The 22,045-nt window shown below is 72.3% G+C and carries 22 protein-coding genes; 14 read left to right on the top strand and 8 right to left on the bottom strand.

Translation table 11 applies throughout. From position 1 onward, the window contains the following. Positions 1-111 precede the first annotated feature (111 nt). From JT362_RS11995 to JT362_RS11980, 4 genes are read right to left on the bottom strand one after another with little or no spacing between them, the layout of a single operon-like run. Positions 112-537 (bottom strand): nuclear transport factor 2 family protein, encoded by a 426-nt coding sequence (locus JT362_RS11995; protein ID WP_260191206.1) that lies wholly within the window; start codon positions 535-537, stop codon positions 112-114. A 48-nt stretch (positions 538-585) separates the two neighbouring features. After that, positions 586-1,227, bottom strand: coding sequence for a LysE family translocator (locus JT362_RS11990; RefSeq protein WP_260191205.1), 642 nt, complete (start codon positions 1,225-1,227; stop codon positions 586-588). Positions 1,228-1,271: 44 nt separating this feature from the next. Beyond that, positions 1,272-2,801 carry an alpha-amylase family glycosyl hydrolase gene (locus JT362_RS11985; protein WP_260191204.1) on the bottom strand — a complete coding sequence of 510 codons (1,530 nt, stop codon included), beginning with the start codon at positions 2,799-2,801 and terminating at the stop codon, positions 1,272-1,274. Positions 2,802-2,818: 17 nt separating this feature from the next. Next, a complete protein-coding gene (locus tag JT362_RS11980; RefSeq protein WP_260191203.1) occupies positions 2,819-4,645 on the bottom strand; it encodes a GH39 family glycosyl hydrolase in 1,827 nt (608 codons plus the stop codon). Positions 4,646-4,793: 148 nt separating this feature from the next. Between JT362_RS11980 and JT362_RS11975 the strand changes: the two genes are divergently transcribed. Both JT362_RS11975 and JT362_RS11970 read left to right on the top strand, forming a co-directional pair. Next, positions 4,794-6,464, top strand: coding sequence for an ABC transporter ATP-binding protein (locus tag JT362_RS11975; RefSeq protein ID WP_260191202.1), 1,671 nt, complete (start codon positions 4,794-4,796; stop codon positions 6,462-6,464). A gap of 130 nt (positions 6,465-6,594) precedes the next feature. Next, positions 6,595-8,337: an ABC transporter ATP-binding protein gene (locus JT362_RS11970; RefSeq protein ID WP_260191201.1), complete on the top strand. Its 1,743-nt coding sequence runs from the start codon at positions 6,595-6,597 to the stop codon at positions 8,335-8,337. Positions 8,338-8,347: 10 nt separating this feature from the next. Here JT362_RS11970 and JT362_RS11965 read toward each other — a convergent pair whose 3' ends face one another. Beyond that, a complete protein-coding gene (locus tag JT362_RS11965) occupies positions 8,348-9,982 on the bottom strand; it encodes an FAD-dependent oxidoreductase (protein ID WP_260191200.1) in 1,635 nt (544 codons plus the stop codon). A 93-nt stretch (positions 9,983-10,075) separates the two neighbouring features. Between JT362_RS11965 and JT362_RS11960 the strand changes: the two genes are divergently transcribed. The 5 genes from JT362_RS11960 to JT362_RS11940 all read left to right on the top strand — a co-directional run bounded on the left by JT362_RS11960 (position 10,076) and on the right by JT362_RS11940 (position 13,549). Then, a complete protein-coding gene (locus JT362_RS11960; protein ID WP_260191199.1) occupies positions 10,076-10,708 on the top strand; it encodes a TetR/AcrR family transcriptional regulator in 633 nt (210 codons plus the stop codon). Next, positions 10,705-11,124 carry an SAM-dependent methyltransferase gene (locus JT362_RS11955; RefSeq protein ID WP_260191198.1) on the top strand — a complete coding sequence of 140 codons (420 nt, stop codon included), beginning with the start codon at positions 10,705-10,707 and terminating at the stop codon, positions 11,122-11,124. The genes JT362_RS11960 and JT362_RS11955 overlap by 4 nt, the downstream gene beginning before the upstream one ends. A gap of 72 nt (positions 11,125-11,196) precedes the next feature. Further along, positions 11,197-12,243 carry a LacI family DNA-binding transcriptional regulator gene (locus JT362_RS11950; protein ID WP_260191197.1) on the top strand — a complete coding sequence of 349 codons (1,047 nt, stop codon included), beginning with the start codon at positions 11,197-11,199 and terminating at the stop codon, positions 12,241-12,243. Positions 12,244-12,269: 26 nt separating this feature from the next. Next, positions 12,270-12,998: a Clp protease N-terminal domain-containing protein gene (locus JT362_RS11945; protein ID WP_260191196.1), complete on the top strand. Its 729-nt coding sequence runs from the start codon at positions 12,270-12,272 to the stop codon at positions 12,996-12,998. Between the two features lie 11 nt (positions 12,999-13,009). Then, positions 13,010-13,549 carry a GNAT family N-acetyltransferase gene (locus JT362_RS11940; RefSeq protein WP_260191195.1) on the top strand — a complete coding sequence of 180 codons (540 nt, stop codon included), beginning with the start codon at positions 13,010-13,012 and terminating at the stop codon, positions 13,547-13,549. Positions 13,550-13,576: 27 nt separating this feature from the next. Here the strand turns inward: JT362_RS11940 and JT362_RS11935 are convergent, their stop codons facing one another. After that, positions 13,577-14,110, bottom strand: a complete 534-nt coding sequence (locus JT362_RS11935; RefSeq protein ID WP_260191194.1) for a carboxymuconolactone decarboxylase family protein — start codon at positions 14,108-14,110, stop codon at positions 13,577-13,579. A 16-nt stretch (positions 14,111-14,126) separates the two neighbouring features. Here JT362_RS11935 and JT362_RS11930 point away from each other — a divergent pair, with 16 nt between their 5' ends. The 4 genes from JT362_RS11930 (at position 14,127) to JT362_RS11915 (ending at position 18,187) form a co-directional block, all read left to right on the top strand. Next, positions 14,127-14,621, top strand: a complete 495-nt coding sequence (locus JT362_RS11930; protein ID WP_260191414.1) for a MarR family winged helix-turn-helix transcriptional regulator — start codon at positions 14,127-14,129, stop codon at positions 14,619-14,621. Positions 14,622-14,811: 190 nt separating this feature from the next. Then, positions 14,812-16,005, top strand: a complete 1,194-nt coding sequence (gene dinB / locus JT362_RS11925) for a DNA polymerase IV (RefSeq protein ID WP_260191193.1) — start codon at positions 14,812-14,814, stop codon at positions 16,003-16,005. A 168-nt stretch (positions 16,006-16,173) separates the two neighbouring features. Then, complete coding sequence (locus JT362_RS11920; RefSeq protein WP_260191192.1) at positions 16,174-17,874, top strand: sodium:solute symporter family protein; 1,701 nt, start codon at positions 16,174-16,176, stop codon at positions 17,872-17,874. 10 nt (positions 17,875-17,884) lie between these two features. Next, positions 17,885-18,187, top strand: coding sequence for a hypothetical protein (locus JT362_RS11915; protein ID WP_260191191.1), 303 nt, complete (start codon positions 17,885-17,887; stop codon positions 18,185-18,187). A gap of 59 nt (positions 18,188-18,246) precedes the next feature. Here the strand turns inward: JT362_RS11915 and JT362_RS11910 are convergent, their stop codons facing one another. Continuing rightward, positions 18,247-18,414 carry a hypothetical protein gene (locus JT362_RS11910; RefSeq protein ID WP_260191190.1) on the bottom strand — a complete coding sequence of 56 codons (168 nt, stop codon included), beginning with the start codon at positions 18,412-18,414 and terminating at the stop codon, positions 18,247-18,249. Positions 18,415-18,508: 94 nt separating this feature from the next. On the opposite strand from JT362_RS11910, the gene JT362_RS11905 reads away from it, so the two are divergent. Beyond that, positions 18,509-19,126 carry a UdgX family uracil-DNA binding protein gene (locus JT362_RS11905; RefSeq protein ID WP_260191189.1) on the top strand — a complete coding sequence of 206 codons (618 nt, stop codon included), beginning with the start codon at positions 18,509-18,511 and terminating at the stop codon, positions 19,124-19,126. A gap of 3 nt (positions 19,127-19,129) precedes the next feature. Here the strand turns inward: JT362_RS11905 and JT362_RS11900 are convergent, their stop codons facing one another. Further along, positions 19,130-19,636, bottom strand: coding sequence for a hypothetical protein (locus JT362_RS11900; RefSeq protein WP_260191188.1), 507 nt, complete (start codon positions 19,634-19,636; stop codon positions 19,130-19,132). A gap of 280 nt (positions 19,637-19,916) precedes the next feature. Between JT362_RS11900 and JT362_RS11895 the strand changes: the two genes are divergently transcribed. Together JT362_RS11895 and JT362_RS11890 are read left to right on the top strand one after the other, a co-directional pair. Next, positions 19,917-21,020, top strand: a complete 1,104-nt coding sequence (locus JT362_RS11895) for an FUSC family protein (RefSeq protein ID WP_260191187.1) — start codon at positions 19,917-19,919, stop codon at positions 21,018-21,020. Between the two features lie 44 nt (positions 21,021-21,064). Next, positions 21,065-21,874 carry an endonuclease/exonuclease/phosphatase family protein gene (locus JT362_RS11890; protein ID WP_260191186.1) on the top strand — a complete coding sequence of 270 codons (810 nt, stop codon included), beginning with the start codon at positions 21,065-21,067 and terminating at the stop codon, positions 21,872-21,874. Positions 21,875-22,045: the final 171 nt, after the last annotated feature.

The following is a 22,045-nucleotide window of genomic DNA, read 5'->3' as shown; positions in this document are numbered from 1 at the left end:
ATCGTTGGACGTTCACTGATCCCCGTAGGTTTCATCGAAACTTTCCAACCGATTGTTACTAACAGGAGTACCCCCGGTCCACCCAGATACGCCCGGCCGAAACGGCGAACCTCAGCGGTCCAGCTTGGCCTTGAGCCAGACCGGCCACCCGCGGGGCCGGCGCGCGAGGGCGCCGAGCAGCCGCAGCCCGTCGAAGTTGGCCGTCCGCTCCGCGACCAGACCGTCCCGGAGCACGATCTTGTCGACCGTGATCCACTCGATTGGGCGACGCCCGAAGGTGCCGGACAACCGCAGCTCCACGAACACCGTGTCGTCCCCGGCCGCCGCCCAGTTCAGCACCTCGCCGCGCAGGTCCGGAATGGTCTGCAGCAGCTCGTCCAGGACGTTCGACAGGCGGTCGTGCCCGCGCGCGACGGTGAACAGCGGCTGGACGAACGTGGCGTCCGGATGGGTGAGTGCGACCAACCCCGCCACGGTCGGCGCCGACCACGCGTCGGCGAACCGGCGGACGAACTCGGCCGTGTCGGTCTGGAGCATGCGGTCACGCTAACGGATTCGGCCAGCGCCCCGGCGTCCGGAGCACGGTCAGGCCGGGGCGGGCGAGCGGTCGGTGGCGAGCCGGACCGCGAGCGCGCCCAGCACGCCGCCCATCAGGTAGCGCTGGACCCGCAGCCACAGCGGCCGGGCGGCCAGGAACCGGGCCAGCGAGCCCGCGCCGAGCACGATCAGCCCGTTCACCAGCAGCGCCACCGCGATCTGGACCGAGCCGAGCGTCAGGCTCTGCAGTGCCACCGATCCGCGCGTGTGGTCGATGAACTGCGGCAGCAGCGCGACGTAGAGCACCGCGATCTTCGGGTTCAGCAGGTTCGTCACCAGTCCCATGGCGAACAGCCGACGCGGCCGGTCCGCGGTGAGCTCCCCCGGCTCGAACGCGGAGCGGCCGCCGGGGCGGACCGCCTGCCACGCCAGGTACAGCAGGTACGCCGCGCCGGCGATCTTGAGCGCGGTGTACGCCGCCGGCACCGCGAGGAAGATCGCGGTCAGCCCGGCGGTCGCGGCCGCCAGGTAGACGAGGAACCCGACCGCGACGCCGAGCAGCGACACCAGGCCCGCGCGCCTGCCCTGGGTGATGGACCGGGACACCAGGTAGATCATGTTCGGCCCCGGGGTGAGCACCAGGCCCAGCTCCACCAGCGCTATCCCCGCCACCGCAGCCCAGCTCACCATGCGGCCAGCCTACGACCGGCGCCCGGGCCCGTCCCACGATCCGGTCAGCGGCGGAACACCGCGTAGCCGAACCGATCAAGGTGCAACCGGTCGCGTTCGTGGGTCGCGCCCCGGCCGATCACCTGCGCGCCCGGCATCGGGATGTCCACGGTCGCCGGGGTGAAGCTCGGGTTGACCGCGACCGTGAACTCCCCGCCCCGCCGGTACACGAACGGGTAGCCCGGGTTGACGATCTCCACCCCACCCGTCGGACCGAGCGCGGAGTTCGCCCGGCGCAGCGTGATCAGCTCGCGCACCAGGTTCAGCAGCGAGTCCGGGTCGGCCCGCTGGTCGGCGACGTTCGGGCGATCCGGCGACGGGTGCGGCGGCAGGTAGGTAACCTCCGGGTCGGTCGCGTCCCACTGCATCGGCGTGCGGGAGCCGGCCCGGTTGTGCCCGTCGGCCAGCGCGCCGATCGCGCTGCCCTCGTGGTCCGGCAGGCCAGGCTGGTACTGCATGCCGATCTCGTCGCCGTAGTAGATCGCCGGCAGCGTCTGCCAGGTCAGCAGGAACACCAGCGCCGCGCGCGCCTGCTCTGGCGTGCGGGTGCCGGCGACCAGGCGCGGGAAGTCGTGGTTGGACGTCGGCAGGATGACGTGCCCGTCCGGGCCGATCACGCTCGTCGCGGTAGCCCACTCGGCGAGGAAGTCGGCGATCGAGCCCGCACCGGAGGCGTCGAAGAAGCACGGCCGCGGCCGCCAGGTGTCGTCGTACACGGCTCCGTTGTGGAACAGCGAGCGGTAGGCCTGGCTGGACCCGAAGTGCAGGAAGAAGTCCGCGTGGAACCCCGCCGGCACCGACACCTGCGGCTGCGCCCACTCGCTCAGCAGCGCCGCCTCCGGGTGCGCGGTGTCGATCCAGCCGCGCAGCTCCCGCCACAGCTTCGCCGTCTCCGCCTTGCCGGCGTCGTCCTTCACCAGCGAGGACGCCATGTCCACGCGGAAACCGGACACGCCGAGCGACAGCCAGTGGTCCATGATGTCGCGCAGCGCCTGGCGGTTGGCCCGCGGGCCCTCGGCGTCCACCGGCTGGCGCCACGGCTCGGCGTCGTCCATCCGCGCGTAGCCGAAGTTCAGCGCGGGCTGCACCGGGAAGAAGTTCGGCAGGTAGAAGCCCTCGCGGCTGCCCGGCGACGGCTGGAACCCCTCGGTCTGGCGGTCCGACCAGATGTAGCGGTGGTCGTCCGGGTCGTTCGCCGAGTGCCGGAACCACGGGTGCTGGTCGGACGTGTGCCCGGCGACCAGGTCGAGCAGCACCCGGATGCCGCGCCGCCCGGCTGTCTCGACCAGCTTGCCCAGGTCGTCGTTGGTGCCGTAGCGCGGGTCGATCGTGTAGTAGTCGGCCACGTCGTAGCCGGCGTCGCCCATCGGCGAGACGAAGCACGGGTTGAGCCACACGGTGTTCACGCCGAGCCAGGCCAGGTAGTCCAGTTTGGACTCCACGCCGGTCAGGTCGCCGATGCCGTCGCCGTTGCTGTCCGCGAAGCTCTGCGGGTAGATCTGGTACAGCACGGCGTCGGACAGCCAGGCGGGCATGCGCACTCCTCGCGGGGTCAGCGCCGGGTCAGGCGCAGGGACCGGATACCGGGCATGGGCAGCTCGACGGTCACCGACACGGTTCCCGCCGACCCGGCCACATCAGCAAGGTACTCGACCGGCAGCGTGTCGGCGCCCCGCAACGCCTCCCACTGCTCGGGCGTCGGCCACTCCGCACCAGCCAGCTCGCGCCACACCCTGGCGATGTTCCCGTGCTCCTCGTCCACCCGGCGCGACGCGACGGCGTAGCCGCCCGGCTCGAGCCCGGACACCGTGACGGTCACCGTCCGGTCCAGCACGGACGCTCCGTCCACCTTGGACTGGTCGAGGGTTCCGTTCCACACCAGCACGTCCACGGTCCGCTCGGCGCGGGTGGCGAGGGCCTCGACCGTCGCCCCGGCGCCGTCGCCGGTCACCTCCGCCGGCACCCGGCCGCCCTCGAGCGCGGAGAGCAGGGCCAGCGCCCAGAACCGCGGCTTGCGCAGGTTGCCGACGGTGAGCAGGCCGAACCCGCCGTGCAGCAGCGCGGGCGGCCAGCCCAGCTCCTCGAACTGGTCGGAGGCGACCCAGTAGGACAGGGCGTCGGTGCTGGCCAGCGCGCTCCGCATGCCGCGCAGCAGGAACGGCGCGGCGAACACGGCGTCGTTGACCCGGTGGAAGTGCGTCGGCGTGACGCCCCACTCGGTCCACAGGATCTCCGGCTCCGCCCGCCCGGTGACCTCGGCGAACGACCGGGTCAGCGGCCGCAGGTCAAGCGGCGCGTTGCCGTAGGTGTGGGTGGAGACGAAGTCGATCGGCACGTCGTTGGTCCGGCAGTGCTCCAGCAGCGCGCCCACCCAGCCGGCCGCGGCCGACGACGGCCCGCCGACCCGGATCCGCTCGTCGACGCCCTTCACCGCGCGCGCCGCGACCTCGTACAGGCGCAGGTAGTCGGCCCGGGTGCCGTTCCAGAACACCTCCAGGTTGGCCTCGTTCCAGACCTCGAACTCCCAGGTCGCCACCTCGTCCGCGCCGTACCGGTTGCGCAGGTGGACGGTCAGCTCCCGCACCAGGTCGCCCCAGCGGGACCAGTCGGCGGGCACGGAGACCTGGGCGCGGTAGGCGAACACCGTGTGGTCCGGGTCCGCGCACAGCTCACGCGGCATGAACGACAGCTCCACCACGGGCCGCAGCCCAAGCGCGAGGAACCGGTCGTACACCGCGTCCAGGCCGGTGAAGTCGAACGAACCGTCCGCGCGCACGGTGACCGTCTCCGGCAGGAACGTGCCGTGTGCGCGCACCGTCCGCACCCCGACCTCGTCCCGCATGATCCCGAGCGCCTCGGCGTACTCGGCGGCGACGTCCGACCCGCCGGGCCCCGGCCCGTCCCAGACGAGCAGCGACAGGTGCTCCGCGCCGATCATCCGCCGCCACACCGCCGGCAGGGGGACCGGCGGTGCGGCGGCGTCCACCGCGACCTCGACCCGCGCCGGCGCCGGACCGGCGGGCAGCGGGGTGGCCGAGGTGGTGTCCGACAGCGGTCCCGGTCCGCCGTCGAACCAGGTGGCGACCCGGTAGTGGTAGGTGACGCCCGGGTCGACCAGGGTGTCGGCGTAGGGCGGGTGCGGCACCGCGAGCACGTCGCCGCCGAGGTGGTCCAGCGGCTCGAACGGCCCGTCCTCGCTGGTGGCGCGGTGCACGAGGTAGCCGAGCGCGCCGGCCACGGGCGGCCAGTCCAGCCGCACCAGCCCGGTGCCCGCCTCGGCGATGAGGCTCGTGGGGGCGGGCAGTGCGCCGGTCCCGGTGAGCCGTTGGTCGCTGGGCTGCCCGATCCGTTGCTCCCAGTCGGCACGTGCACCGGTCAAAGATCGTCCTCCCGGGATCGCGGGCGTGTTGTAAGCGCATACACTAGGTCTCGTCGCGCACTCTCCGCAAGCACTGAGAAATCGGTGACACCTGCCGGGTGATGCCCAAGTCGCCTGATTAGGCTCGCCTTAACTGGGAGGAGCGTTCGTGCGCGAGCTGACGGGCGGTCGCCTTCTGCGCAGGTCGATCGGCCGTCATCGCGGCCGCCTGCTCGCGGGCGTGCTGCTGCTGTGTGGACACCAGGCCGCCGAGGCGCTGGTGCCGGTGATGATCGGCGTGATCATCGACCAGGCCGTCGGCACCGGCGACGTGCTCGCCCTGCTGTGGTGGGTGTTCGTGCTCTGCGTGCTGTTCGCGTCGCTCACCACGTTCTGGCGGTTCGGTGCCCGCAACGTCGTGGTGGCGATGCAGCGGGAGACCCACCAGTTGCGGATCGAGGTCGTCACCCGGGTGCTCGATCCGCGCGGGCACCGCACCGGCATGCGCGCCGGCGAGGTGCTGCAGGTCGGCACGTCCGACGCGGAGAAGTCCGCCACGGTCATGCAGGCCGGCTCGATGGGCGCCGCCGCGGTGGTCGCGCTCGGGGTGTCCGCGGTGTCGCTGCTGACCATCGACGTGCCGCTCGGGCTCGCCGTGCTGGTCGGCGTGCCGGTGCTGGTGGCCGGGCTGCAGTCGCTGAGTCCGCTGCTGACCCGCCGCGCCGCCGCCGCGCAGCAGGCCGCCGGCGAGACCACGGCGCTGGCCACCGACCTGGTGCGCGGCGTACGGGCGCTGCGCGGCATCGGCGCGCAGGCCAGCGCCGCGGACACCTACCGAGGGTCCAGCCGCGCCTCGCTGCGCGCCTCCCTGCGCGCGGCCACCACCAACGGCGTCTACCTCGGGATCACGGCCGCGATCAGCGGGCTGTTCCTCGCCGCGATCGCCGGGTTCGCCGGCTGGCTCGCGCTCGACGGGCGGATCAGCATCGGGGAGCTGATCACCGTCGTCGGGCTGGCCCAGTTCATCGCCGAGCCGGTGCGGCTGCTCGGCGTCGCGGGGCAGATGGTGGCCAACGCCCGCGCCTCGGCCAACCGGCTGGTGCGGATCCTCACCGCGCCCGCCGTGCTCACCCCCGGCCCGCGCGCCGACGTGCCGGGCGCCGGCGTGCGGCTGCGCGAGGTCTCCTGCCGGTCGCTCGCCGGCCTGTCCCTCGACCTGGCGCCCGGCGAGACCGTCGGCGTGCTCGGCTACGACCAGCGCGACTGCGACGCCCTGCTGGACCTGTTGTCCGGCGCCGTTCCACCCGGCGAGTACACCGGCAGCGTGGAACTCGGCGGCGTCCCGCTGGCCGACCTGGACCTGGACGCCCGCCGCGCGGCCGTGCTCGTCGAACAGCACGACGTTGCCCTGTTCGAGGGCACCGTGCACAGCAACCTGCACGCCGGCAGGGAGCGTCCCCGGGACCGGGTCGAGGCCGCGGTCGTCGCGGCGGCGGCCGACGACATCCCGCTCGACCACGCCGTCACCGACCGCGGCACGACGCTGTCCGGCGGCCAGCGCCAGCGCATCGGGCTGGCCAGGGCACTCGCGGCCGACCCGCCGGTGCTCGTACTGCACGAGCCGACCACCGCCGTCGACGCCGTCACCGAGGAGCGGATCGCGCACGGCATCGCCCGGCTGCGCGCCGGCGGATGCACCCTGCTGGTCACCGCGAGCCCGGCCCTGCTGGCCGTCGCCGACCGGGTCCTCGTCCTCGACGGCGGCCGCATCACCGCGACCGGCACCCACGCCGAACTGACCGACACCGACGGCAGGTACCGCGCGGCGGTGCTGCGGTGACTCACCGCCCGTCAACCTCAGGAACCGTCACCTCAGGGGAACGTGACGCAACCCAGCCACAAGTACGTGACCGAGCCGAAGTTGTCCTCCCCCACGCGACCAACAGGCAAGAATTCGGGGAGGCGGAACTGTGACTCGGGGGCTGCTGCCGATCGCGTCCGCGCGCCGGACCTGGGCCGTGCTGTGGGTCGAGGTACGCCGCCTGCCCTGGCTCGGCGTCGCCACCCTCGCCACCTCGGTCGCCGCCAGTGCCGGCGGCCTGGTCGCGCCCTGGGTGCTCGGCGCGATGATCGACGACATCGCCGGGGGTGCCGACCACGGCGACGTGGTGGTGGCCGCCGTGATCATCGCCGTCGCGGCGCTCGGCACCGGGCTGCTCACCGGCGTGTCGGCCGCGCTGCTCAGCCGGCTCGGCGAGACCGTGCTGGCCCGCCTGCGCGAGCGGGTGCTCGACCGGACCCTGCACCTGCCGGCCACCACGCTGGACCGGGTCGGTGCGGGAGACCTGCTCTCCCGGGTCGGCGACGACGTCTCGGCGGTCACCACCGCCCTGGTCACCACCGGGCCGCAGCTGGTGTCCGCGCTGCTGACGATCGTGCTGACCGCGGGCGGCCTGTTCGCGCTGGACTGGCGGCTCGGGCTCGCCGGGCTGCTCGCCGGGCCGATGTACGTGCTGGCCGTGCGCTGGTACCTGCCCCGCTCCGGGCCGTTCTACGCGCGCGAGCGGGTGGCGATCGGCGAGCGCGCGCAGGCCATGGTCAGCTCCCTGCAGAGCGGCGCGACCGTGCGCGCCTACCGCCTGGAGGCCGCGCACACCGCCCAGGTCAACGAACGGTCGCGGGTGGCGATGGACCTCTCGATCGGGGTGTTCCGGCTGTTCACCCGGCTGGTCGGTCGGCTGAACCGGGCCGAGCTGGTCGGGCTCGCCGCGATCCTCGTCTGCGGCTTCCTGCTGGTGCGCGCCGACCTGGTGACCGTCGGCGCGACCACGGCGGCCGCGCTGTACTTCCACCGCCTGTTCAACCCGGTCGGCGCGGTGGTGCTGGAGTTCGACGAGATCCAGTCGGCCGGCGCGAGCCTGGCCCGGTTGGTCGGCGTCGCCGAGCTGGAGCGTCCCCGTCCGCCGGCCGTGCTGCGCGAGCCCGCCGACAGCGGCCTCGAGCTGACCGGCGTCGCGCACCGCTACGACGGCGGGCCGCTGGTGCTCGACGACGTCTCGGTGCGGATCGCCCCGGGCGAGCGGCTCGCGGTGGTCGGCGCGACCGGCGCCGGCAAGTCGACGCTGGCCGGCATCGCGGCCGGTCTGCTCGACCCGGCCGCCGGCAGCGTGTGCCTGGGCGGCGTGCCCGTCGGCGAGCTGGACCGCGGCCGGCACATCGCGATGCTCAGCCAGGAGGTGCACGTCTTCTCCGGTCCGCTGGTCGCCGACCTGCGACTGGCGAAGCCGGACGCGACGGTGACCGAGGTCGAGCAGGCGCTGTCACTGGTCGGCGCGACGGCGTGGGTGCGGGCGCTGCCCGACGGGCTGGACACCGTGGTCGGGGAGAGCGCGCACCGGCCGACCGCGGCCCAGGCCCAGCAACTCGCCCTGGCCCGGCTCGTGCTCGCCGACCCGACGGTCGCGATCCTGGACGAGGCCACCGCGGAGGCGGGCAGCGCGGGCGCCCGCGAGCTGGAGCGCGCCGCCGCCGCGGCGACCAAGGGCCGGACGACGCTGATCGTCGCCCACCGGCTGACCCAGGCGGAGCTGGCGGACCGGGTGCTGGTGCTCGACCACGGCCGGGTGGTGGAAACCGGCACGCACGCGGACCTGGTCGCGGCGGGCGGCCGGTACGCCGAGCTCTGGCGCAGCTGGACCGGCGCCGGCCGCTGAACCGGTCGTCTCAGCGGGCGCGGTGGTCCCGCGCCAGTAGCCGGCCGAGAACCCGCTCGAGTTCGTGTTCCGGGAGGGGCGCCGGGCCGTCGGCGCGCCAGGCGACGAACCCGTCCGGGCGGACGAGACTCATGCCGCCGGCCGTGATGCCGTACGCGTCCAGGAAACGACCTTCGGGGTCGTGCAACTCGATCCCGACCTGATGGACGTCCAGTTCGACGCCCAGCGACGCGGCCACCGTGCGGGCGGCCGCCGCCCACTCCCCGCCGTGGGGTCCGACCAGGACGGTGAACGCACCGGTGAACAGGTCGTGGCTGGACAACCGTGTCCCGGCCCGGTCCAGCCACACGTGCGGAGCGCGCAGGCCCGGGCGTCCGCTCGGCTGGCGCGGGTCCTCGACGGGTCCGTCCGGGCCGGGGGGCTCGACCAGGACGGCCGCGGAGTCGTACCAGTACCCGAAGATCATTGCCAGGTCGTCGATCGCGGTGAGCTCGTCCGTGGTTCCGTGGTGGCGGGCCCGCAGCAGCCGCATCGTCTGGTCCAGCGTGAGCTGTGCGACCGGCCGGCGTTCGTCCTCGTAGGTGTCCAGCAGGGACTGTCCGGCCTGGCCGCCGAGGACGGCGGCGAGCTTCCACGCCAGGTTGTGCGCATCCGCGATCCCGGTGTTCGCGCCGTAGGAGCCCGACGGCGGTACGACGTGGGCCGAGTCCCCGGCGAAGAACACCCGGCCGGCCCGGTAACCGCGGGCCACCCACCCGCCGATCCTGACCTCCATCAGCGTCCGGCTCGAACCGGGCACCAGGGGGACCAGCGTGCTGTCGAGGTCCTCGACGCCGACCGCGCGACGAACCAGCTCGACACAGCGCTGCTCGGTGAAGTCCTCGACGCGCTGGCCGTCCCGCGGCTCGAAGGGAACCCCCAGCATCCACCGGCCGCGCTGTCGCAACGGCGCCAGAACGGTGCCGGTCGCCGGTTGGTCGAGGTAGGCGAGCAGGAATCCGGGACCCCGCAGCGCCTCGCCGAGGTCGGCGTCGAAGACGAAGTGCGCGGAGTGGCCGAGGACGCCGGGACCGTCCGCACCGACGCCGAGCTGGTCGCGCACGCCCGCGCGGCTGCCGTCCGCGGCGACGAGGTAGTCGGCGTGCACCCGGTGCTCGGCGCCGGTGCCGAGATCGCGCACGACGGCCCGCACGCCGTCCTCGGGGGGGTTCGGGGAGCCCTGCGGGGGGCCGACCCGTCCGCCCGCGCCGCGGCGTTCGGCGGCGGCGCGGACGACTAGCTCCAGCTCGTCCTGGTCGATCAGTCCCCAGTCCGTCGGACTGAGCGACGTCGGCGGCCGGACCTGGGCGAGCAGATCGACGCGGAAGCGCTCCTGCCCGGTCAGCGTGTCCGCGCCGATCATCTCCGGCAGGTCGGCCAGGATCGAGGTGCGGGCGCGGATCTCCTTTTCGAGGCCCAGGGTGCGGTAGATCTCCATCGAGCGGGGGTTGAACGCCCTGGCCTGCGGCATGATCGCCGTCGACGGGTGCCGTTCCACCAGCGTCGAGCGGACCCCGAGCCGGGTGAGGAACAGCGCCGTGGACAGGCCGGTGATGCCTCCTCCCACGATGAGCACGGCGGTGGTGTGGTCGTGCGGTCCGGTCATTCGTGCCTCCTTGGTCCACTTCACTTATCAAGTAGATTCTTGACTAGTGTAAGCACACAGTTGATGGCGTTGAGTGGGACTACACTTCCCGGCGTGCCCACGTCGAAGCCGCGCCGCTCACCCAAGCCACCGGAGCGGCAGCGCGACCCGGAGCGCACCCGCGGGCTCATCCTCGACGCGGCGGTGGCCGAGTTCGCCGCCCACGGATACGCGGGTGCGCGGACCAGCACGATCGCGGCGAGGGCCGGGGTCAACCAACAGCTGATCTGGTACTACTTCGACAGCAAGGAAGGCCTCTACCAGGCCATCTCCGAGCGCTGGCGGCAGCGTGACCGCGAACTGGTCCCGCCCGACACGCCCCTGCCCGAACAGATCCGCCGGTACGCGCTGGAGGCGCTGAACAACCCGGACGGCGTTCGACTGATGGCCTGGGGCGGTCTGGAGTACACGGGCCCGGACGACGACCCGGACCACGCACCCCGCGGTGAGCGGCTGCGGCACTTCGTCGACCAGGTCCGCGCGCACCAACAGGCCGGTCGGCTGGCAGCCGAGCTGGACCCGGCCTGCCTGGCGATCATGCTCGTGGCGGCCGCGATGGCCACCACCAGCCTCCCGCACGTCATCGAGGGCGTCTGCGGGGTCGACCCCCGGGGAGCCGAGTTCGTCCAGCACTACGCCGACCAACTCAGTGTGCTCGCCCGGCTCCTGGGTCTCGACGCGCCATGACGACGCTCTCCCCGCGCCTCGCCGCGATCGTCGACGCCCTGCCGCTGCGGCCCGGAGCGCGCGTGCTGGAGATCGGCGGCGCTCCCGGCGCGGCCGCGAAGGCCGTCTGCGCGCGCATCGCTCCCGGCGGGCACATCCTGGTGATCGACCGGTCCGCGAAGGGCGTCGCCGCCACCGAACGCAACGCGGCTGGGGAGATCGCCGACGGGCTGCTGAGTGTTCGCCACGTGGCCGCCGAGGACTTCACGCTGTTGCCCGGCGAGCCGCCGTTCGACCTGGCGTTCGCCGTCCGGGTCGGCGCGTTCGACGGTCGGCATCCCGACGCGGGCCGCCGCGCCATGGAACGCGTGCGGCGAGCGCTGGTGCCGGACGGTCCGTTCCTCGTCGACGGCGGTGCGCCGTTGCGCCTGGCGTGAGCCGCTCCGCTGCTTGCCCTTGCATTGGCAAAGCGGTAACGTGGCGCGGTTGAATGCGCTTACAGGAGGGTCATGGGCGCCCCGACGGTCTACGACGTCGCCGAGCGCGCACGGGTGTCCATCGCCACCGTGTCGCGGGTGTACCGCAATCCCGACACGGTCCGCGAGCAGACCAGGGAACGCGTGCTCGCCGTGGCGCGCGAGCTGGGCTACGTGCCGAGCGGCAACGCCCGCGGCCTGGCCAGCCGGAGTACCGGAGTACTCGGCCTGTGCTTCCCCGACCACGGGGACCCCGAGGTGGAGGACGGTGACGACGACGCCACCGACCCGGAGCGGATGCTCTACGCCGACGAGATCACCCGCGGCATGGAGCGGGCGGCGCGCCGGCACGGGTACGCCCTGCTGATCGCCGCGTCGCTCGCGGGCGGTCCGGAGAGCCTGGTGGCGAAGGTGGCCGGTCGGGTCGACGGGTTCGCCGTGCTGGCCAGGACGGTGCCCACCGAGGACCTGGAGATCATCTCCCGACGGCTCCCGGTGGTGATGATCGCCGGCCCGCGCGAGATCGACCACCTCGACCACATCGAGGTCGCCAACGCCGACGGCGAGTTCACGATGACCACGCACCTGATCGCCGACCACGGGCTCCGGCGGCTCGCGTTCCTCGGCGGCACGGCCGACTCACCCGACGCGGAGGCCCGGTTTCTCGGGTACCGGCGCGCGTGCGCGGCGGCCGGCCTGCCGGTGCCGGACGAGCCGGACGCTCGGGGCGACTTCACCCAGTCCGACGGCCGGGCCGCGGTCGACCGCCTGCTGGATCGCGTCGGCCGCCCGCCCGAGGCCCTGGTGTGCGCGAACGACCAGATGGCCCTGGGCGCGCTGCGGTCGCTGGAGCGGCGGGGGATCCGGGTGCCGGAGGACGTGGCCGTGGTCGGGTTCGACGGGATCCCACTCGGCCGGGTGGTGCGCCCCAGCCTGACCACCGTGACCCAGCCGATGCGCAAGCTCGGCGAGACGGCGGTGGACCTGCTGGTGGAGCGCCTGGGCGAGCCGAACCGCGAGCCGCGTTCGGTGCTGCTGCCGGTGCTCCAGACCCGCCGCCACAGCTGCGGTTGTTCATAACCCCTTTTGGGGGTACAAATGGGGTCATGCCGAAAGTCAACGTGTACCTGCCCGATGACCTGGCCGAAAGCGTGAAGGACACCGGGTTACCGGTTTCCGCGATCTGCCAGCGCGCCCTGGAACAGTCAGTCAAGCGGGTCACAGCCATCCGGGCGGTGGCCGTCGGCGACCTGGAGGGTCTGGACCCCACGGCCGGGCTCACCCACTTCACCCAGCGCGCCAAGGAGGTCGTGAAGCTCGCCATCGCCCGCGCGCAGGAGCGCGAGGCGGCCGAGATCGGCACCCGCGACCTGCTGCACGCCCTGCTCGCCGAGGGCACCAACCTCGCCCTGCACGTGCTGCGCTCGATCGAGGTCGAGCCGGCGACCGTACTGCGCGAGGTCGAGCGGGCCGGTGCCGGCGAGCGCGGCCGGGCCGTGCGACTGAGCTCCACCGCCGCGAACGCGCTGGAGCTGACCGTCGTCGAGGCGCTCCTGCTCGGCCACAACTACATCGGCTGCGAGCACCTGCTGCTCGGGCTCATCGCCGAGCCGGACGGCACCGCCGGCGAGGTGCTGCGCGGCCTCGGCGTCGAGTCCCGGTCCGCCCGCCAGGCGGTGTCCGCCGCACTGGCCGGCTACGTGCACCTGCGCGCGAACCAGGGTGGCGCGGATCCGGTGGCCACCGCGCTCGGCAAGGCGTTGGAACCCGTCCTGCGTCGGCTCGACCGGCTGGAGGAGCGAGCGGGCCTGAACCAGCCCGGCGCCGAGGGATAATCTGCCTGGTTGTGCACCGAGGCATCACGGTCCGCCGCACCGACGCCATCCAGCTCGGCCGGCACGCGCACCGGCTGGAGACCCTGTACCGGCGATGCTTCTCCGCGCCGCCCTGGCAGGAGTCGGCCGAGCGCCTGGCGGGCTTCCCGGGACGCCTCACCGCCCACCTGGGCCGCGACGGCTTCGCCGGCCTGGTCGCGATCTCCGGCGGCCACCTGGTCGGCGCCGTCTACGGCTGGCCGGCCGGCCCGCACCTGGCCACCGGCACGGCCTTCGACGACGCCCTGGCCGCCGCGGTCACCCCCGACGTGGCGAGCCGGCTGGTCGCCCCCGCACTGGTCGTCGCCGAGCTGATGGTCGACCCCGAGCACCAGCGGCAGGGCATCGGCCGCGCCCTGCTGATCCGCTTCACCGCCGGCTGGCCGTCGGCATGGCTGTGCACCCATGCCGACGCCCCCGCCGCCGACCTGTACCGCCGCACCGGCTGGCACGAGGAGGCGGCGTTCGTGGTCGAGGAGTACCCGCTGGTCCTGTTCACCTGGCGCGCGTAACGGCTTCCGCGAACGACCGCTGATCGGTCAGGCGTAGGCGGCCAACTGTTCGTCCAGGGGCGCGTCGGTCAGCCTGTTGGCCACTGTGGACAGTGTGTAGGCGCCGATGCCCAACACCACCTCGAGCGCCTGGCGGCGGGTGAAACCGTGCGCCAGAAAGGCCGTCAGCCGGTCCTCGGGCACCGCGCCGGCCGACGCCAGGACCTCGACGGTGAACTCCCGCACCGCCGCCAGTCGTGGGGCGGGGATCGGCCCGCCGCCGCGCAGGGCGGAGATCAGTTCGGGGGCCGCGCCGAGGGCGGTGAGCTTCGCGGTGTGCATGGCCACGCAGACGTGACAGCCGTTGCGGGTGGCGACGGTCATGATCAGCGTCTCGCGGGCCAGCGGGTCCAGTGTCGTGGTCTCGAACAGGCCGCTGAGCTTCCGGAAGCCGTCGAGCAGGGCGGGGGACTCGGCCATCCGGGCCACGGGCGTCGGCAGGTAGCCGAGTTGCTCGACCACGGCGGTCATGGCGCGGCGCGCGGCCGGTGGGGCGGACTCGATGGTGTGGTCGGTGAACATGGGCGTCTCCGTTAGTTTGGTCAACGTGGTTGACGAGATGGTAAACCAGGTTGACGATAATGCGCCAGGGTTCGAGTTGCCGCTGCTGCTGTTCGCCGGGTTCCGGTCGCTCATCGACCGGCTGCACGCCGAGCTCGCCCGCCAGGGGCACGTCGACTTCCGGCCGGCCTACGGGTTCGCCCTCCAGGCGGTCGGCGCCGGGGCCACCGCGAGTGAGGTCGCGCGCCGGCTCGGGGTCAGCAAACAGGCGGCCGGCAAGACGATCGACCGGCTCGAGCGGCTCGGGTACGTCGAACGCTCGGCCGACGAGGCCGACGCGCGGCGCAAGCTCGTCGGCCTGACGCCCGCCGGGGCCGACGTGCTCGCCCGCTCCGCCGCGATCTTCGACGAGCTGCGCGCCGAGTGGGTGCGCGTCCTGGGGTCCGGGCGGGTCCGGGACCTCGAGACGAGCCTGCGGACCGTGGTGCCCTCGGGTTTCCCGCTCGACGTTCCCGGCTGGCTCGGCACCTGAAGCCGAGCGGAAATCACGCCGAGGTCACGCTCGCCGCCTGCCGGACGACGTCGGAGGCAAGCCCTGCGAGGCCGGACGATCCGTTCGGCCGGCAGAAAATCGCTGGCGGATAACGGCCTCGCGGTGACCCGTTCCCGATCGGGTGGATCTTGCTCTCGGGCTGCGCGTTGTCGGACTTCGATGCGAACATATGTTCGTGAGCGAAGCCACCATCCTCCACGCCGACCTGGACGCGTTCTACGCCTCCGTCGAACAGCGCGACGACCCCCGCCTGCGCGGGCGGCCGGTGATCGTCGGTGGCGGCGTCGTGCTCGCCGCGAGCTACGAGGCCAAGTTCCACGGAGTACGCACCGCGATGGGTGGCGGTCGCGCCTTACGCCTGTGCCCGCACGCCATCGTCGTACCGCCGCGCATGTCCGCGTACAGCGCGGCGAGCAAGGCCGTGTTCGACGTGTTCCGCGACACCACGCCGCTGGTCGAGGGCATCTCGATCGACGAGGCCTTCCTCGAGGTCGGCGGCTTACGCCGAATCTCCGGTACCCCACGCGAGATCGCCGAGCGATTACGCGGGGAGGTGCTCGAGCGGGTCGGCCTGCCCATCACCGTCGGCGTCGCCAGGACCAAGTTCCTGGCGAAGGTCGCCAGCGGGGTGGCCAAGCCGGACGGCCTGCTCGTGGTACCTCCGGACGGTGAACTGGACTTCCTGCACCCCCTGCCGGTGGAGCGGCTCTGGGGTGTCGGGACGGTGACGGCGGAGAAGCTGCACGCGCGCGGCATCGCCACGGTCGGGCAGGTCGCGGCGATGGCGGAGTCCACGCTCGTCGGCATGCTCGGTCGAGCCTCCGGGCGGCACCTGCACGCGTTGGCGCACAACCACGATCCGCGCCGGGTGCGGGTCGGCCGCCGCCGCGGATCGATCGGTGCGCAGCGGGCCCTCGGTCGTTCGCCGCGTACCCGCGACGAACTGGTGGCGTTCCTGGCCGCGCTGGTCGACCGGACGACCAGGCGGCTGCGCGCCGCACACCGGGTCTGCCGGACCGTCGTGCTGCGACTGCGGTTCGCCGACTTCGCGCGGGTCACGCGGTCGCAGACCCTGGTCCAGGCCACCGACGACACGCAGCTGATCCTGGCCACCGCCCGGCGGCTGCTGCACGACGCCATGCCGATGATCGACGAGAGAGGAGTCACCCTGATCGGTGTCGCTCTGTCCAACTTGGACAGAGAAAACGCTGTCCAGCTTGTCCTGCCGTTCGACGGCGGACCGGCCGGAACGCTGGACGCCGCGCTCGACCACGTCCGCGACCGGTTCGGCACCGCGGCCGTGACGAGAGCCGCCATGCTGAACCGCCATCCCGGCGTCTCGGTGCCCGTGCTACCCGACTGAAAGGAGTTCGCGAACACAACTGAACACCGCGCCATACCGGTCTCGACCGCTCGCGCGCCCCGGCGTGGTTCGACCGATTCGTCCGCTGTGGATGATCGCTCACCGCGCGTTCCACGTCGTTGTGGTGTTGGGTTGAGCGAGGGGGTCTGACTGGAGGAGGTGCCCGGGGTGACCGTTCTGGCCCAAGCAGACCTGCGGCTGGACGCCAACGCTGTCGACTACATACTGCTGGCGCTGTATTTCCTGCTCGTCCTGGGTATCGGTTACCTGGCACGACGACGGGTGTCGACCAGCCTCGACTTCTTCCTGTCGGGACGGTCGTTGCCGGCGTGGGTCACCGGGCTCGCGTTCATCTCCGCGAACCTCGGCGCCATCGAGGTCATGGGCATGTCGGCCAACGGGGCCGAGTACGGCATGCCGACCGCGCACTACTTCTGGATCGGCGCGGTTCCGGCGATGTTGTTCCTCGGCATCGTGATGATGCCGTTCTACTACGGCTCCAAGGTCCGCAGCGTCCCCGAGTTCATGCTGCGCCGCTTCGGCAAGGGCGCTCATCTGCTGAACGGGGTCAGCTTCGCCCTCGCGCAGGTGCTGATCGCGGGCGCGAACCTGTTCCTGCTCGCCAGCGTGGTCAACCTGCTGCTCGGCTGGCCGCTGTGGGTGTCGGTGATCGTCGCGGCGGTGATCGTGCTCAGCTACACCACGCTCGGCGGGCTGTCCGCGGCGATCTACAACGAGGTCCTGCAGTTCGTGGTGATCGTCGCCGCGCTGCTGCCGCTGACCATCGTCGGGCTGTACAAGGTGGGCGGCTGGCAGGGGCTGGTCGACAAGGTCAGCGCCGGTCCGGGCGGGCCGGAGCAGGTGAACAGCTGGCCGGGAAACCAGCTCACCGGGTTCGAGGACAACTTCCTGTCGGTGCTCGGACTGGTGTTCGGGCTCGGTTTCGTGCTCTCGTTCGGCTACTGGACCACGAACTTCGTCGAGGTCCAGCGGGCGATGGCGGCCAAGAGCATGTCGGCCGCCCGGCGCACCCCGATCATCGGCGCGTTCCCGAAGATGCTGATCCCGTTCATCGTGATCATCCCGGGTATGGTCGCCGGTGTCGCGGTCACCGAACTGCAGGGCGAGAACAAGACCGCGCTGATGGCGGGCGAGTCGGCGCCGAGCGGCGCCACGTTCAACGACGCGTTGCTGCTGCTCATGCGGGACCTGTTGCCCAACGGGATGTTGGGCATCGCGATCGCCGGGCTGCTCGCGTCGTTCATGGCCGGCATGGCGGCGAACCTGAGCTCGTTCAACACGGTGTTCACCTACGACATCTGGCAGGCCTACATCCGCAAGGATCGACCGGACGACTACTACCTGCGGTTCGGCCGGTTCATCACGATCGTCGCCACCGCGCTGGCGATCGGCACCGCGTTCATCGCGTCCACTTACAGCAACCTGATGGACTACCTGCAACAGCTGTTCTCGTTCTTCAACGCGCCGCTGTTCGCGACGTTCATCCTCGGTATGTTCTGGCGCCGGATGACGCCCGCGGCCGGTTGGGCCGGTCTGGCCAGCGGCACCCTCGCCGCGGTCGTCGTGTTCATCCTGAGCGAGACCGGTGTGTGGGTGCTGCCCGGTCAGGGCGCCGCGTTCATCGGAGCTGGTGCGGCGTTCGTCGTCGACATCGTGGTGAGCGTCGCGGTGACCTACGTGAGCGCGCCGAAACCGGCCGCACAGCTGACCGGGCTGGTCTACTCGCTCACGCCGAAGGAGACCCGCCAGCACTCGACGACCGGCGAGGACGCCGGCTGGTACCGCAACCCGAGCCTGCTCGCCGGCATCGTGCTGGTCGTGACGATCGTACTCAACATCATCTTCTAGGGAGGGACCGATGACGACGAAGACGAGTGCCAGGAGCCGATTCGCCGTGTTCGACATCCGGCTGGTCATCGCCCTGCTGATGGGGGTGTACGGCGCGGTGCTCACCGTGATGGGCGCCGCGGTGACCAGCGACGCGGACATCGAGCGCTCGGCCGGCGTGAACATCAACCTGTGGGCCGGGCTCGCCATGCTCGTGGTCGCCGCGCTGTTCGTGCTGTGGACACTGCTGCGGCCGCTGCGCGTGTCCGCCGAGAACACCGACAGCGACACCGGCACCGACAGCGACACCGGCACCGGCACCGATCAGTCGTAGATAGGACCTCGTCGGCCGGGCCGGGGGTCCGGCCGACGAGGAGAGAGGAGACTTTCGCGTTACGGCTCTCGGGGGTCGGGCCCCGGTTCCGGGTCGTCGTCGGCAGGCGGCTCTGGATCCCGCCACTCCTCGGCGCGGCTCGGGCCGTTGCCGCGGAGCATGCCGTCCAGCTCGTGCTTGAGGTTCTCGTCCTGCCGGGGGCCGTGGGTGTCGCTTTCCCTGTGCATCGCGTTCCCTCCAATCGGCTCCGGCCAGCGGCTACCCGTGACCCCGGTGATCGAAACTCGTTTGGTGCGGGGGCAGCCGGGTAGTCCCGCGGACATGACCGCGCAGGATTTCGTGCCGCCGAACGCCGACCTCGACACCCTGCGCAGCGCCGCCGACACCTGCCGCGGTTGCGACCTGTACCGGGACGCGACCCAGACCGTGTTCGGCGCCGGCCCGTCCGACGCGCGGGTACTGGTCGTCGGCGAGCAGCCGGGGGACCAGGAGGACCGCAAGGGCGAGCCGTTCGTCGGCCCGGCCGGTCGCCTGCTCGACCGCGCGATGGAGGAAGCCGGCATCGACCGCGACCAGGTCTACGTGACGAACGCGGTGAAGCACTTCAAGTTCACGCTGCCCGAACGGGGGAAGCGGCGCATCCACAAGACGCCGTCGCGTACCGAGGTGGTGGCCTGCCGCCCGTGGCTGGACGCCGAACTGGACACGATCGGTCCGGACCTGGTGCTGTGCCTTGGCGCCACGGCGGCGAAGTCGCTGCTGGGCCCGAGCTTCCGGGTGACGAAGGAGCGTGGCACCGTCGTTCCGCTGCCCGAGCGCGAGCCGACCCGGGTGGTGACCACCGTGCACCCGTCGTCGGTGTTGCGCGCAGACGACCGCGAGGCGGCCTACCAGGAGCTGGTGGCCGACCTCGCGGCCGCTGCCGGGGTGCTCGACTGAGAGCTAACGAACCACGCGGCGGTACCGCTGCACCCGGCGCGGTCCCGGCAGGGCGAACCGGCGGATCAGGTACGTGAGCAGGGCGCCGATCGCGAGCCACAGGATCGCCGCGAGGCCCTCGTTCAGGAGCGTGGCGAGCTGGACGCTGTCCGGGGTGAACAGTCCGTTGAGCCCCAGCCGGATGTTCGCCGCCCAGCTCTCCACGAAGGACGCGAAGCCGTTCGCCATGTTGGCGGAGCCGAGCACCAGCACGATGTGCACCGCGAGCACGATGGCGAACAGCGCCGTGATCACGTTGATGATGGTGCAGACGATGTTGACCGCGCGGATGCGGCGGTAGTCCGGGTTCGAGACGCCTTCCTCGACGACCTCGTCCTCGTACGGCCCGGCCGCGCGAGGCGCCGAGACCGGCGGCGGCGCCGGCGTCCGCGACGCGGCCGGGTGCTGCACGGTGGGCGGATCGGCGGCGGGGTACGGGTCAAGCCGAGTTCTGTCGGGATCGTTGCGCATGGGTTCCTCACAGACCAGCCACGCGGGCCGGAACCGGCCCCGCGCCTGTCGGTTCGGCGAGTCGCCGGCTCCGCGTGGCGCGGCGGCCGGCTCGGAGAGCGGGTACCCGGACCAAGCCGACTGATAAACCCGTTCGGGGGGTTTGCTGGTATCGATCGTGTGCGCCGCCGGGGGCTGGGTGGCTTCTGACGGTCCGCGTGGCTTGTTCAAGCGTGTCCCTCGCGGCGGGGCGGTCTCGTCGTGCTGAGGATCGGGGTGTGCTCGGATAGCCTCGGTTGGCGTGCGGGTGACCGGGGTGCGGGTTCGGAGCGCGGGGCGGCGGCGGATGCGCCGGCTGCGGCTGATGGCGTTGCCCATTCTCCAGTGCGGGATCGCCGCCGGGTTGGCCTGGTTCGTGGCCACCAACGTGTTCGGGCACCCTCGGCCGTTCTTCGCGCCGATCGCGGTGTTGATCTCCATCGGGGTCGGGCTCGGGCAGCAGCGGCTTCGTCGGGTGGTCGAGCTCGTGGTCGGCGTGAGCGTCGGCATCGGTGTCGGTGACCTGCTCGTCTACACCATCGGCACCGGCGCGTGGCAGATCGTGCTGGTCGTGACGCTCGCGATGACCGCGGCCGTGCTGCTCGACGGCGGCCCGCTGATCACCGTCCAGGCCGGATCCTCCGCGGTGCTCGTCGCGACCCTGTTGCCGCCCGGCGGCACCGGCGGGTTCGACCGGATGGTGGACGCGCTCATCGGCGGCCTGCTCGGGCTCGCGGCCGTCGCGCTGCTGCCCGGCAACCCGCCGGAGATCGCCCGGCGGCACGCGCGGCTGATGGTCAACACCCTCATCAACGCGTTGACCAGCGCCGCCGACGCCATCGACCGGCGCGACCCGGACCTCGCCTACCGGGCGCTGCGCGGGATCAGGACCCAGCAGCCCATCGACGACTACCGCGACGCCCTGCGGACCGCCAGGGACATCCTCGCCATCTCACCGCTGCACCGACGGCAGCGCCGGCTCCTCCGCTCCTATGTGGACGCCTACGAGCCGCTGGACCACGCGTTGCGCAACTGCCGGGTGCTGTTGCGGCGCACCCGGTCCGCGCTCGTCGACGGCGAGCCCGTGCCCGCCGCGATCCCGGCCGGACTGCGGCAGCTCGCCGACGCCGCCGCGTCGCTCCGTGACCGGCTCGGGCAGGACATGAGCGAGGTGCGGGAGGAACTGGGGAACGCCGGGTCGTCGGTCGACGCCCCGCGGCTGGCCGGGGGCGGGTTCTCCGCGCAGGTGGTGGCCGCACAGCTCCGGTCGGTCGCGGTCGACCTGCTGCAGGCGACCGGGCTGCGGCACGAGGAGGCCCGCGCGGTGCTGCCGAGGATCGGCCGGCGACCGTCCTCGACGGAGTAACCGGTTTGCCCGGCTCACGATCGGGCTATGCGTACGGCATGCGCGTGATCACGCAGAACATTCTCGGCCGCCAGCAGGACTGGGAGTCGCGACGGGCGGTGCTGCAGGCGGGGTTCGGCGAGCTCGCGCCGGATCTGGTGCTGTTCCAGGAGGCCGTCGTCACCGGCGACTACGACCAGGTGGTCGACGTGCTGGGGGACGGCTACCACGTGGCGCACCAGTCACACCGGGACATCACGGGTGAGATCGGGTCCGGGATCTCGATCGCGAGCCGGTGGCCGCTGGGCGCGCAGCGCGAGATCGACCTGCGGGTGGGGGCGCGGACGGTGGACTTCCCGGCCGGTGCGCTCGTCGTCGACGTGCGGTGGGACCGCGCGGAGGAGCCGTTACTCCTGGTGAACCACAAGCCGTCGTGGCCGACGAACGTGGAGTACGAGCGCGAGGTGCAGGCGGTGCGGACCGCCCGGTTCGTGGAGGAGATCGTCGAGCGGACCGGGCAGCACGTGCTCCTGGGCGGCGACTTCGACGCGATGCCGGACGCGTCGTCGGTGCGCTTCTGGCGCGGTCTGCACTCACTGGACGGAACGAGCGTGAGCTACCGGGACGCCTGGGAACTCACGCACGGTGGCGAACCGGGCGCGACGTTCGCGCCGTCGGTCAACCCGCTGATGGAGGCGCACTGGCAGGCGGACCTGGACCGCCGCATCGACTACCTCCTGGTGCGCTGCGGTCGCGAGGGCCCGACGATGCGGGTGGTGGAGTGCGACCGGGTGTTCGCGGGAGCGGTCGCCGGGGCGTGGGGCAGCGACCACATCGGCGTACTGGCGCAGGTGGAACCCCGCGAGAGCGGGTGACGACGGTGGATCCCGACGAGCCCGACTCGGGTGATCGACGACGCGACACCGGTCCGGGTGGTGCGGAGGACGCGGGTCCCGGTCGCGAAGCCGACCGGGAGGTGACTGGCGGAGCCGATGGGGTCGGCTCGGGCGGGACTGACGCGGCGGATTCACGCTCGGTTGGCGATG

It is taken from the genome of Actinophytocola gossypii (genome assembly GCF_025165815.1).
Taxonomy (GTDB): Bacteria; Actinomycetota; Actinomycetes; order Mycobacteriales; family Pseudonocardiaceae; genus Actinophytocola; species Actinophytocola gossypii.
The sequence above is the reverse complement of the archived record's forward strand: the minus strand, read 5'-3'. Positions and strand labels throughout refer to the sequence as shown.